The organism is Actinoplanes sp. NPDC026670 (genome assembly GCF_040638175.1).
In the GTDB taxonomy this organism is placed as follows: domain Bacteria; phylum Actinomycetota; class Actinomycetes; order Mycobacteriales; family Micromonosporaceae; genus Actinoplanes.
The window spans coordinates 197,564-210,000 of the sequence record NZ_JBEZXU010000001.1; the positions used below are offsets into that span (position 1 = coordinate 197,564).

Here is a 12,437-nt window from a genome sequence, read left to right on the forward strand (position 1 = left end):
GCCCGACTTCACGGGAGGACGTCGAAGGTGAAGGCCTTCGCGCCGGTGGTGACGGTCGCGCCGGTCGACGCGAGCTTGCCGGTCACCTCGAACGTGACCGTGTACGTGCCGGCCGCGGTGAACCCCCAGTTGGCGTGCGCGTGCACGTTGCGGGCCACGGCACGGGTGTCGGGCAGGCCGTCGCTGGAGTCGTACGGCCTGGCCGGGGTGCCCGCCGACACCGTGTAGACGCTGACGTTCCCCGGCCCGGTGACGCTGTTCAGCTTGAACGTCACACTGTTGCCCTGGAGCACCCCGCTCGGGATCTCGGTGGTGTTCCACCCGGCCCAGAGCAGCCCCGACGTGCTGGACTGCGGCAGCACCCAGGCCGTCGCGCCGGGCGCTCCGAGGAACGACCAGCCGCTGCCACTCGGCACGGTCACCTTCGCCGCGGCCGGAACCTGCAGGACCACGTCGGCGGGGTCGCGTTCGGCCACGTCGTCGTTGACGCTCAGGACCAGGGCGCCGGCGTTGTAGTCGACGTCGAGGACGTCGACGTGCCCGGCGCTCAGGGTGATCGGCGCGGCCAGGGTGGTGGTGGCGGCCAGCGCCAGGATCAGCGGGATCACGGCTGCACCACGATCTTGTAGGTCGCCGGGCCGGAGGTGACCGTGGTGCCGTCGGCCAGCGTGCCGGTCGCCCGCACCTTGACCAGGTAGACGCCGGCCTTCGAGAACGCCCAGCTGCTGTGCAGGTGGGTGCCGGTCGCCAGGCCGACCGCGTCGGGCAGCCCGTCCGCGCTGTTCACCAGCACGTCCGGGGCGCCGAGAGCGCCCTCGGTGAAGATCGCGAGCCGGCCGGCGCCGGTCACCTTCTCCACGTTCAGCGTCACCGTGTCACCGGCGAAGACGCCGGCTTCGATCTCCTCGGTGGCGATGCCCGGCCAGAGCAGCTCCTCGTTCTGGATCTCCGGCAGGATCCAGGTCGGTTTGCCGGCCGTGCCGAGGAACCGGTAGGCCGGGTCGGCCGGAACCGTGGTCTTCGCGGCGTTCTTGACCAGCAGGACGACGTCGTCGGCGTCCCGCTCCACATCGGGCTCGACGGTTTCGTCGTGCAGCCCGATCTCCAGCGCGCCGTCCTCGTAGGCCACATCGACGACGTCGACGTGGCCGGAGCTCAGCACGACGATCGGCGAGGCCTGGGCGGGCACGCCGCCGCCCAGGAGGGCGGCGACGAGGACGCCGCCACCGATGAGCAGTCTTCGCAAGGTTTCAACCCTTTCCATTCGGTACGCCGGACGAGCGCCCGGCAACGTCCTAATGCTAATGGTTTTCATTTTCATTAGGAAGAGTGGGTGGGGGCACTCCGGCGACGGCGGGTACCGAGCACCGCGGCCGTGCCCACGGCCAGCAGCAGGACGCCGCCCGCGCCGATCGTCATCACGTCCACACCGGTCCGGGCCAGGTCGCCGCTCGTGCCGGTCCCGCCATCACCGGTCTCGCCGTCGCCGGTCCCGCCATCACCGGTCTCGCCGTCGCCGGTCCCGCCATCACCGGTCTCGCCGTCGCCGGTCTCGCCGTCGCCGGTCTCGCCGTCGTCACCGGTCTCTCCGCTTTCGCCGGCCGGGGTCTCGGTGCTGTCGCCGACCGCGAACGTCAGCGTCCGGGTGTCCGAGACGCTCTTGCCCCCGGTGGTGGTCGCGGTCATCCGCACCGTCAGCCGGTAGACGCCCGCCTTCGTGAACGCCCAGTTCCCGTGCGCGTGCGTGTTCGGCGCGACGGCCAGCTGCTGCGGCAGGCCCTTCGCCGAGTCGAACACCACCTCGGGCGCGCCGAACGAGCCACTCAGGAACAACTTGACCGCCCCCGGCCCGGCCACCCCGGTCAACTGCCAGGCGACGTCGCCACGGGTGCCGGCGACCATCGACTCGTGCTGGGTGTTCCAGCCGGGCCAGACGATCCCGGCCTGCTGCGACTGCGGAAGCAGATAGACCCGGTCACCGGCCCCGCCGAGAAACGCATACCCGTCCCCGTCGGGCACATCGATCAGCGCCTTGTCACCCACCTTGAGCACCACATCGGACAGCTCCCGCCAGACCGGCGGAGTCACCGTGTCGTCCTTCAGCCGGATGACCAGCGAACCTCCGTCAAGCTGCGGCCCCATGTCGACATGCCCGTCCGCGATGACCTTCCGCCCATTGCCCACTTCACCCGCAGCCCCGCCGTTTGTCGCTGTCCCGGCGATGGCGGCCGTCGGCCGGTTCGGTGCCGAAGAAGCCGCCGGCGGCGCGGTGACGCTGCGGCCCGGCACCGTGACCCGGTAGGTGACCTCGTCCCGCGACGCCCCCACGGCGGCCCGCAGCGTGACGCGATAGTCGCCCGGCGCCCCGAACATCCAGACCAGCCCACCGAGCCGCCCCCGGGGAAGCACCACACTGCGCGGCCCATCGCTGTCGAGCAGAAGCTCCGGCCGCCCCCAGGCCGACAGCCGGTAGGCGGCGAACGACCCGGGCCCGTCCACTCCGGCGAGTTCAAGAGTGACGCGTCCGGACAGCCCAGTGGTGTCGATCGCCGGAAGCCCGGCACTCACGCGGCCGAGCGACCACACCGGAGTCCCGGGCGCCCCGAGAAACCCGAACGCGGCATCACCCGGCACCACCCCACCCGGCTCAGGCGTCGCGATGAACCGCAGCGCCCCCGGCTCGACCCCGTCGCCACGGCCATCCTCCCGAAACCGGAACCGCAGCTCACCACCCCGATCCGACAGCGACACGAGATCCGCCCCGGCCACGTCAGGAGGCCCGCCGTCGGCTCCCGCGGGCACTCCGGGCAACACCGAGAACGACAGCGCGGCGATCCCACCGACGACTTTCCAGGTCCTACGAGTCATCACGTTCCTCTCAAGAAGGCAGCCAGCGGCCCCAGCCCGGAGACCGCCAGCCGTCGCTGACGGCGGTTTCGGGGGTGCTTTTCCCGCGCTGAGCGACGGCTGGCGGGTTCTGGGTGCTGCCTGGTGGGTGGGTGTCCGGTTCGGAGACCGTCGGCCGTCGCTGGCGGCGGTTTTGGGGGTGCTTTTTCCGCGCTGAGCGACGGCTGGCGGGTTGTGGGTGTGCGCTGGGTGCTGCCTGGTGGGTGGGTGTCCGGTCCGGAGACCGCCAGCCGTCGCTGGCGGCGGTTTTCGGGGTGTCATTCCCGCGCTGAGCGACGGCTGGCGGTGTTTTCGGGCGTCTTGGACTGGTGGCGGGCTCGGGCCTCGGCGGCGGTGATCGCTTCGGCACGGCGGCCTCGGGCCTCGGCGGCGGTGATCGCTTCGGCGAGGCGGCGGCGGGAGCGGCGGCGGGCGAGCGCCCCTGCCGCTGTCAGGGCGGCGGCCAGGGTCAGGAGGGCCAGCTGTGACCAGGGGATCAGCCATACGGTCTGGCCGGCGGTGGCCGGCAGCGGGGCCGGGTCGATCGGGCGGCCGTCGGCGGTGGCTGGGGTGACGGTGGCGGTCAGCCTCTCGCGGAACAGGGGTGGCACGTCGGTGAGCTGGACCGCGGTTCGCACCGAACCGCCGGGGAGGATCTCGGGGACTGCGGTGGTGGTGGCGGTTCGGGCGCCGAGGCCGAACAGGCCACTGGCCCGGGCTGAGGACTGGGCGGACAGGCGCACGTTTCCGGTGTTGGCGACGGTGAAGGTCGCGGTCAGGCGGGGGAGCCGGAACGGGTTCCACGACGTGGACGCGGTGACGTGCATGTCGGTGACGGTCAACTCGGGGCGGAGCGGGCCGGTGACGCGCAGGTGGACCCGGCTGCCGACCCGGTGGTCGACGGTGACCTGGCGTCCGGTGGCGTCCTCGGCCAGGGACGCGACGACGCCCGCCGCGTGGTCACCCGGGGTCGCGTCGGCCGGCACGGTCAGGGTGAACGGGACGATCGTCCGGGACGTGGCCGGCAGGGTCACCGTGGTGCGGGCCGGGGTGATCCACGCGCCCGCGCCGGTGGGCTCGGCGGTCGCGGCGAGCAGGCCGAACCCACCGCCGGCGGTGGTCACGGCGTCCGTCGCGTACAGGCGCAGGGTCAGTGGCTGCCGCGAGTGGTTGGTGACGGCCACGTGATCGGTGAGGGTCGCGCCGGGGTCCAGTTTGTAGTCGAAGGCGGTCCGGCCGTTTGGCCCTTTCGGCCCGGAGGGCGCGACCGACCAGGTCAGAGCACCGGCGGCGGTCCCGGGCGATACGGCAGGGCCGGCGAGAAAGGCGGAAGAGGCCGGGGAGACGGGGGCGGCGGCGAAGGCGGGAGAAGCCGGGGCAACGGGGGTGGCGGCGAAGGCGGGAGAAGCCGGGGGAACGGGGGTGGCGGCGAAGGCGGGAGAAACGGGGGAGACGAGGGCGGCGGGAAAGGCGAGCAGGAAGGCGGCGGGAGGCAGCGCGCGTCCGGGCGTACACATGAAGGGTCTCCGTCTTGAGATGGACGGGCCGGGAAGCGGGACCCGCCGGGCGGCCGAGGGGCCGGACCGCCCGGCGGGGAATCAGATGGCGGTCAGGGTGAGGGTTCCGGTGTAGGTGCCGGCCGCCGTGTCGGTGGGGACGCTGAGCAGCAGCGCGGCGTCGAGCCGGGCCGTGCCGAGGCCCGCGCCGGACGGCGCCGAGGCGAGGACCGCGCTGCCGCCGAGGCCGGTGTGCGGCTGAACGGTGCCGTACGGGTATGCGACCGGCCCGGCCAGCGCGCCCTGCCGGACGCTCTGCTGGACGACGGCCGGTGTCCACCCGAGGTAGCCGCCCGCGAAGGTGTCCCCGCCGCTGGTCCGGAATCCGTCGGCGACCTGGCCGGACGCCGTCCAGCCGGGCTTGGCGGAGCGGGTGTCGGTGACGGTGACCGGCTGGAGGGCGCCGCTGCTCTCCCACCTGTCGCCGGACGCGGCCAGGACCGCGGCCGGCAGGTTCACCGTCCGGTCGCCGGGTTCGACGCTGATCACCAGGGCGCCTTCGGTCTCGCTGATGGTGGCGGTGACCGTCTTGGCGGCGCTGCCGCCTTCCGGCGGGAACGCCACCCACAGCCACACGGGTTCGGCGGCGGCCGCGACGGTGTCGCCGTCGTAGAGCTCGACCAGGTATTCGGTGCCGTTCAGGGCGCGGGTGGCGGTGAACGTGTAGGACGCCGCGGTCTCGCCCTCGATCGGCTGGTATCCGGCGTCGTCGGGGCGCTTGCTGAACCACTGGTACCTGGTCAGGGCGCCCTGCGGGGTCTGCACGGCCTGGAGGGTGACGGTGTCGCCGGCCTGGTGTTCGTCGCTCATGCCGGAGATCGACAGGCCCACCGCGGCCTGGTCGGCGCCGACGGTGAACCGGTAGTCGACGGGTCCGGTGCTGAGGGTGGTCCCGTCGGTGAGGGTGGCGTCGGCCTGGAACTTCAGGGTGTACGCGCCGGGTGCGGAGAACACCCACCCGGCGTGGGCGTGCGTGTGCACCGGCACGTCGAGCCGGTCGGGCAGGCCGTCGTTGCTGCGGAACTTGACGTTGGCCACGCCGAGCGAGCTGGTGTCGAAGAGGGTGACGTCGCCGGGCCCGTCGACGCCGACGAGGCTGATGGTGACCTTGTCGCCGGCGAACACGCCACGGCTCAGTTTCGTGGTGTTCCAGCCGGGCCAGAGCAACTCCGGGTCCTGGACCTGCGGGAGCATCCAGATCGGGGTGCCGGGTGCGCCGAGGAACGCGAAGCTCGGCAGGTCGGGGACGGTGGTCTCGGCGGCCGGCAGCACCTGGAAGGTGACGTCGGCCGGGTCGCGGACGACCGCCGGGCTGACGGTGTCGTCGTTGACCCGCAGCTGCAACCGGCCGTCGATGTGGTGCACGTCGACGGCGTCGGTGTGCCCCTTGGCGAGTGTCACCTGGTCCGCGGCGTACGCGGCGGCGGGGGTGAACAGGGTGGCCGTGGCCAGGGTCAGACCGGCCACGGTGGACGCGATCCGCACGGGATGCCTCCTGACATGAAAATGAAAACGATTGTCGTTTCGTGGCGAGACGCTAGCACGAGAGGACGTCGGATGTCGTCAGGGGAGCAGGCGCGAAGCGCGCAGCCAGGCCTCGGTCCGGGCCATCCCGTCGGCCAGGTCCACCATGGGCCGATAGCCGAGAAGCCGCTGCGCCTTCTCGATCGAATACGTTCCGGTACGCGCGAAGTAGCGCATCGAAACAGCGTTGACCTCGGTCTCCGCCCCGGTCAGCCGGATCAGCCGTCCCGCCGCCCGGGCCACCCCGACCGCCACCACGGTGGGCGCCACGAGCGGCCCACGCCGCCCCAGCATCCGGTAGTAGTGCCCGAAGAACTCCCGGCACGGCACACCCGTCCCGCCGGTGAGGGTGAAGACCTGCCCGGCCCCGACCCGGGACATGGCCGCCCGGACCAGGCCGTCGACCAGGTCGTCGACGTAGACCGGGCTGAAGATCCCGGCGCCCATGGCCGGCAACAGGAACTGGCGCCGCCTGATCAGCTGCAGGGGCAGGACCGTCCACGGACGGGACCCGGGTCCGTACACGTCACCCGGGCGCACCACGGTCACCTCGATCCGGCCCTCGGCGTGCGCCTGCAACACCACCTGCTCGCCGGCGATCTTCGTGTCGACATACGGGTTGCCGTCCGGCCGTACCGGATCGTCCTCGGTCACACCGTCCGGGAAACCCAGGTCGGAGAACGCACGGATCGACGACAACTGCACGAACCGCCGGGCGCCGGCCCGCTCCGCCGCGTCCAGGACCCGCCGGGTGCCCGCCACGTTGACCAGCCACTGGCCGTCCAGCCCGACCGCGTTCGACACCACTGCCGCCGTGTGGATCACCACATCGGCGCCGGTGATCACGTCCTGCCAGGGGCCGCTCCGGGTGATGTCACCGGCCACCACCCCGGCCTCCGGATCGGCGCGCAGATCCATCCCGTACACCTGATGGCCCAGCTCACGCAGTCGCGCGGCGGTGGCGCGGGCGATGAAACCGTTGGCGCCGGTGAGGAAGACCCGCATCCAAGGACGGTACCGCCTCTATCGAAAGGTAGAGGATCGTTCGGCTCGCGGGCGGATCCCGGCGTTGCGCCGTGATGGCAGGCTCTCAACGGCCCGGCGATCCCGGGCGCCATCTGTCGAATCGGGGGAGGCGACGTGGCGCGCAAGCGTGCCGTGAAGGAAGAGCGACAGCGATGGGACTGGCGCAGCCGGGTGCCCATGGCGTTCGGCATGCTCTACGCGGTCGTCGGGATCCTGGGCATCCTGGCCGCCGTGGGCACGGTCGGCAAACAGATCGCCGGCGACGCCTCACTGTGGACCGGCCTGCCCGCGATGACGTCGGCCGCGAGCGGCGTCCTCTACCTGATCGTGGCCCGTGGCCTGAGCCGCCGCGAGCACACCGCCTGGGTGTGGCTGGTGTCGCTGCTGACCCTGCAGGTCGTGCTGGCGGCGGCCGGCATCGTCACCGACACCGCGCACCCGATGCGGCACGGCGCCACCCTGCGCATCGGCATCAGCGCGCTGCTGCTGGCGGTGGCGGTGGCCGCCGGATCCGAGTTCACCACCGGCCGACGCCGGCCCCGCCGGTCGACGACGGTGCTGCTGGTGTCGCTGGTCGCGGTCGGCCCGCTGGCGAGCTGGCTGATGCTGACCGTGTTCAGCCCGCGCACCTCCACCGGTGGACTGCGCCGGGCGTGGTGCGGTGTCTGGTTCCTGGTGCGCTGGCTGGTCGGGATCCGGCAGCCGCACTTCGAGGCGGCGCCGCCCGCCTGGATCCCGTTCACCGTGGGCCTGGCCGGCGCGACCGCCGTCGTGCTCGCCGCGTGGCTGAGCCTGCGCCCCAGCCGCCGGGTCACCGGCGACGACGACGGCGACGCGGCGGCCCGGGTCCGGGAGTTGCTGGCGGCCCACGGCGACCAGGACTCCCTCGGCTACTTCGCGTTGCGCCCGGACAAGGCGGCGGTCTTCGCGCCCAGCGGCAAGGCGGCCGTCTGCTACCGCCTGGTCAACGGGGTGAGCCTGGCCGCCGGTGACCCGATCGGCGCCGCGTCCGAGTGGCCGGGCGCCATCGAGGCGTGGCAGGAGGAGGCGATCGCGCACGGCTGGACCCCGGCCGTCCTCGGCGCCGGGCCGGCCGGGGCACGCGCCTACGCCCGGGCCGGGCTGCGGGTGCTGGAGATCGGCGACGAGGCGATCCTGAACGCCGGCGAGTTCACCCTGGAGGGCCGGCCGATGCGGACCGTGCGGCAGGCCGTGCAGCGGGTCCGGCGGGCCGGCTACACGGTGCGTGTGCACCGGGTCGGTGACGTGGCTCCGAGCACCATGGCGGAGCTGGCCGGATATGCCGAGCGGTGGCGCGACGGCCGTACCGAACGGGGTTTCTCGATGGCCCTCGGCCGGTTCGCCCACCCCGACGACCTGGAGTACGTGGTGGTCGAGGCCCGCGACGCGCAGGACCGGCCGGTGGCGGTCCTCGGTTTCGTCCCGTGGGGCGCGGGCGGCCTCTCGCTCGACCTGATGCGCCGCGACCCGGACGGCCCGAACGGCCTGATCGAATTCATGATCGTCGAGCTGCTGGCGATGTCTGCCACCATGGGTGTGCAGCGCCTCTCGCTCAATTTCGCGATGTTCCGGTCCGTTTTCGCTCGCGGTGAGCGGCTCGGCGCCGGACCGCTTCTCCGATGGTGGTACGGCCTGCTGAAGGTGCTGTCCCGGTGGTGGCAACTGGAGTCGCTGTACCGGGCGAACCAGAAGTACCAGCCGACCTGGCAGCCCCGCTTCATCTGCTACCCGAGGGGCCGCTCGTTCCCGAAGGTGGCGGTGGCCGCCGCCGTCGCCGAGGGTTTCGTCACCGCCCCGAGCCTGCGCCGCACGATCCCGCCCGTGCCCCGCCGCCCGATGGCGAGCCTCGATCGCAAGCAGACCACCGTGGGGACGTCCCATTGAGCGGCATCGTCCTGACCAGCGGCTGGGTGATCGCCGCGCTGGCCGGCCTGACCGTGACCGCCGCCCTGGCCACCGCCGCGTTCTGGGACCGGGGCCGGTTCCGGGTCGTGCACCGGGCCGCCGGGCTGCTCCTCGTCCAGTTGCTGCTCCTGGTCAGCCTGGCCGCGGTGGTCAACAAGCAGGCCAACTTCTACGTCACGCTCGGCGAGTTGCTGGGGCAGGGCGGGGACACCTACGCCCAGACGCTCCCGGCCGACGCGCCGCGACTGTCCGCGGACGGCGGGCAGGACGAGCTCGCCGCCTGGATCGCCGGTCATCCGGCCGCTCCCGGCCGGGGCACGGTGATCCCGGCGACCCTGGCCGGCGCTGCGACCGGTTACGCGCTGCCGGCGCAGATCTACCTGCCCGCCGGGTACGCCGCGTCCACCGGTGACCTGCCGGTGGTGATGTTCCTGGCCGGCTATCCGGGCACCGTGTTCAGCTGGCTCGACAGCGTGGGGCTGGGCGCCGCCCTGGACGAGGCGATCAGCGCCGGGCGGCTGCCGCCGGTCATCGCCGTGATGGCCGAGCAGGATCCGGTCCGCGGGCGGGACAGCGAATGTGTCGACTCGGCGCTCGGCGTCAAGTCGGACACCTATCTCACCAGCGACCTCCCGGAGATCATCAACAAGCACTTCCGGGCTGCTCAGGGGCGGCAGAACTGGGCCGTCGCCGGCTACTCGACAGGTGGGTTCTGCGCGGTCAACCTGGCTCTGCGCCACCCGGACCGGTTCGCGTCGGCGGCTTCGCTGGCCGGCTACTTCCGTCCGCTGATCGACAGGTCGACGGGTGACCTATACCAGGGCGACCTCGACCTGCGCCGGGCCAACGACCCGCGCCTGACGATCGGGCAGCCACGTTCGGCGCCGCTCGACCTGTTCCTGACCGCGGGGGCCGCCGACCGCAACGCCCAGCGCGACCTGACGGCCTTCGCGCCGATGGTGCGCGCGCCGGACACCGCCCTGGTCATCGCCGACCGGCCGGGCGGCCACAACTTCACCACCTGGCGGGCGATCCTGCCCGACCTGTTCAGCTGGCTCAGCGAGCGTCTCGGCGGCAACCGCAACGCCGCCTGACCTCTCACCACGGCGTCTCCTGTCAACGACCGAGGGCGTACAGCTCGACGAGCAACTCCGACAAGGCGGCCGGATCGCAAGAGCCCAATCTGGTACGCCGTACCGACTGCCAATGATCCGACCAGAGGCTGTCCACCCAGATCTCGGTGATCCGCTGTGGACCGGCCGGGTTGAGGTAGGTCGACGTCGGCACCCCCGGATCCAGTTCGGCGAGCAGGGTCAGGTCGCCGGGCAGGCGGCGCCGCAGGTGCGTGTGTGTGCTGTCCCCGGTCTCGTAGCCGTTGCCGTGCCACCGGCCGCGCAGCATCTCCTCGATCGCGTCCGGTGACACCGGCCCGAACCCGGGCAGGCTCGTCGCCGCCCGCTGTTCCGCGGTGAGCACCACGGCCGGCCGGTTCACCTGCGGGAACGGTTGCAGGATCTCGTAGTCGGCCAGGAGCTGCGCCCACCCGGCCAGTTCCTCGCCCAGCTCGGCCGGGTGCACGATGCCGAGCGGGGTGTCGCCGTCCACCGTCACCGTCGAGTCGTGGACGTCGGCGAGACTGCCGTCCTCGGCCACCCGCAGCGCCCGGAACAGGCGGTTCCCCGGGCCGTACGCGCCCCACAGCAGCCGCCGCGCGATCGGCCCCAGAATCGGGTGCGGCAGCAGCACCCCGGCCAGGTCCCGGGCCGGGCGCAGCCGGTGCTGGTGCATCTCCCGTTCCAGCCGTGCCGTCTGGGCCGCCACGGTCGCCCGCAGATCCTTCTTGAACTGCAGGAACCACTGGTACGCGCCCGGCTCGGTGTCCTTCACGCCCGGTTTCGGCGGCCGGGCCAGGATCCGCCCGTCCGGGCCGGTCACATGCGGGGTCAGATGCTCGTCGACGACCACCGGGAACCGCCGTGACCCGTAGTCGACGACCAGCCCGGCCTCCAGCCCGTGAGTGATCGCCAGCCGGTCCGCCAGCTGGGTCGGCGACAGCCCGCGCCGGGCCGCCGCCTGCGTCAGATAGTCGAGGGCCCGGTCGTTCGTCGAACCGCCGGACATGTTCGCCTCGATCGCCAGCAGATGCCGCAACGCCACATCCGAACCCACCGTGGCCAGCACCGCGAACCCGTCGACCGCCCGCGCGTACCGGCTCTTCGCCGGCCACGACCGGACCAGCGGACCCAGCTGCTCCATCGTCGTGTCGTCACCGGTGTGCGCCTGCGCGACGAGCACCCACGCCTCCGCGGCCGGCATCCCGTCGGTCAGCCAGCCGTCCAGCAGCGCCCGCCCGAACCCGGCCAGACTCTCCTGGTCACAACCCTTCAACAACCGCGCGGCGGCCTCGTCGAGGTCGGCCACCAGCGGCTGCCGCGCCGCCGACGACTCGACCACCAGCGGCAGGCCGCCGGACCCGTCCGGATCGCCGGGCGGCGGCTCCGGCGGATCCGCCAGCCGCGACCCCATCAGCGCCCCGGCCACCGCGGCGACCTCATCCGCAGGCATCACCCCGCCATCGACCCGGCGCAACTCCGGCAGATCCTTCGGCAGACGACCTTTCTTCGGTACGCGGGGAAGCCGTCCCGCCACAGCCCCGGGGCCGCCGGTCGTCACGTCCGCAGTCGCGAACCCCGGCAGCGTCTCCGGCACGCCTGCGGGGGCCGGTGCCGGCGGGTTCGGTATCGCTGCGGAGTCCAGCCCCAGGAGGGTGACTACTGCGGCGAGGGCGCTCTGGCCGTACCCCATCGCGATCTTGTGAATTGACGCTGTGTGACCGGAAGCGGTGAGGAAGTGGAGTGCGTCCTCCGCGTTCTGTCGTGGCTTGCCGGGTCGCCCGGCGGCGGCCGGGATCAGGGCGCGCGCGGCGGCCTCGGGGTGGCGGGCCAGCCAGAGGCGCGCCCACCGGCGTGCCGAACCGAGATGCCGCAGCCAGCCGGCGGCCAGGGCAGCCGCCTCCGGGGCGCGGAACGGCAGAATCAGCAGGCCGAGGACGTCGGCGCTCTGGCTCGCCTCGCTGAGCACGAACGGCAGCGCGTCCAGTCCGAACCTGGCCACCGCCACCCGGCCCAGGTCGATCCGCTGCCGGTGGCGCAGCATCGGCGGGTCGGCCAGCAGTGCCCGGGCCGGGCCGTCCGGGCCCTTCGCGATCAGCCACGAGATCTGTGCGGGTGACAGGTCGGACATGCGGTTCGCGCTGGTCACCGCCATCGGCCAGTCGGGTTGCTCGCGGCCGTGGTCGAGTTCGGCGGCCCGGGCCGCCCACCGTTCCCGTTCGCCGTCGGCCCAGGCCAGCGCCGGTTCGTCGGTGCAGGCCGGCCCGTCGTCGTTCCTGTTTCCGCCGGCCGTCGTCATCGTCCCTCCCCGTCGATCCGCCAGACCGTATCGGAGCGGCGCCCGATCGCCCCAACCGCCAACGCATGATCACGTTGAGTGATATTCCACTTGCTATCGTCGTGAGGA

The 12,437-nt window shown here is 72.6% G+C and carries 9 protein-coding genes; 2 read left to right on the top strand and 7 right to left on the bottom strand.

What is annotated here, in order from left to right; genetic code table 11:
• Positions 1-8: 8 nt before the first annotated feature.
• The 6 genes from AB0E94_RS00830 to AB0E94_RS00855 form a co-directional block, all read right to left on the bottom strand.
• Complete coding sequence (locus AB0E94_RS00830) at positions 9-608, bottom strand: choice-of-anchor M domain-containing protein (RefSeq protein ID WP_360320341.1); 600 nt, start codon at positions 606-608, stop codon at positions 9-11.
• Positions 605-1,246, bottom strand: a complete 642-nt coding sequence (locus tag AB0E94_RS00835; protein ID WP_360320344.1) for a choice-of-anchor M domain-containing protein — start codon at positions 1,244-1,246, stop codon at positions 605-607. Before AB0E94_RS00835 ends, AB0E94_RS00830 begins: the two co-directional genes overlap by 4 nt.
• A gap of 74 nt (positions 1,247-1,320) precedes the next feature.
• The gene (locus AB0E94_RS00840; RefSeq protein ID WP_360320347.1) at positions 1,321-2,868 is read right to left on the bottom strand and encodes a TIGR03773 family transporter-associated surface protein; all 1,548 of its coding nucleotides are present in this window, start codon (positions 2,866-2,868) and stop codon (positions 1,321-1,323) included.
• A 296-nt stretch (positions 2,869-3,164) separates the two neighbouring features.
• Positions 3,165-4,403, bottom strand: coding sequence for a DUF916 domain-containing protein (locus tag AB0E94_RS00845; protein ID WP_360320350.1), 1,239 nt, complete (start codon positions 4,401-4,403; stop codon positions 3,165-3,167).
• An 81-nt stretch (positions 4,404-4,484) separates the two neighbouring features.
• Entirely contained in the window at positions 4,485-5,927 is a 1,443-nt protein-coding gene (locus AB0E94_RS00850) for a choice-of-anchor M domain-containing protein (RefSeq protein WP_360320353.1), read from the bottom strand.
• A 78-nt stretch (positions 5,928-6,005) separates the two neighbouring features.
• A complete protein-coding gene (locus AB0E94_RS00855) occupies positions 6,006-6,971 on the bottom strand; it encodes an NAD(P)-dependent oxidoreductase (protein WP_360320356.1) in 966 nt (321 codons plus the stop codon).
• 135 nt (positions 6,972-7,106) lie between these two features.
• On the opposite strand from AB0E94_RS00855, the gene AB0E94_RS00860 reads away from it, so the two are divergent.
• Positions 7,107-8,897: a phosphatidylglycerol lysyltransferase domain-containing protein gene (locus AB0E94_RS00860; RefSeq protein WP_360320359.1), complete on the top strand. Its 1,791-nt coding sequence runs from the start codon at positions 7,107-7,109 to the stop codon at positions 8,895-8,897.
• Positions 8,894-10,012, top strand: coding sequence for an alpha/beta fold hydrolase (locus AB0E94_RS00865; protein ID WP_360320362.1), 1,119 nt, complete (start codon positions 8,894-8,896; stop codon positions 10,010-10,012). The genes AB0E94_RS00860 and AB0E94_RS00865 overlap by 4 nt, the downstream gene beginning before the upstream one ends.
• A gap of 22 nt (positions 10,013-10,034) precedes the next feature.
• On the opposite strand, the gene AB0E94_RS00870 is transcribed toward AB0E94_RS00865, so the two are convergent.
• The gene (locus AB0E94_RS00870; RefSeq protein ID WP_360320365.1) at positions 10,035-12,329 is read right to left on the bottom strand and encodes a DUF4132 domain-containing protein; all 2,295 of its coding nucleotides are present in this window, start codon (positions 12,327-12,329) and stop codon (positions 10,035-10,037) included.
• Positions 12,330-12,437 lie beyond the last annotated feature (108 nt).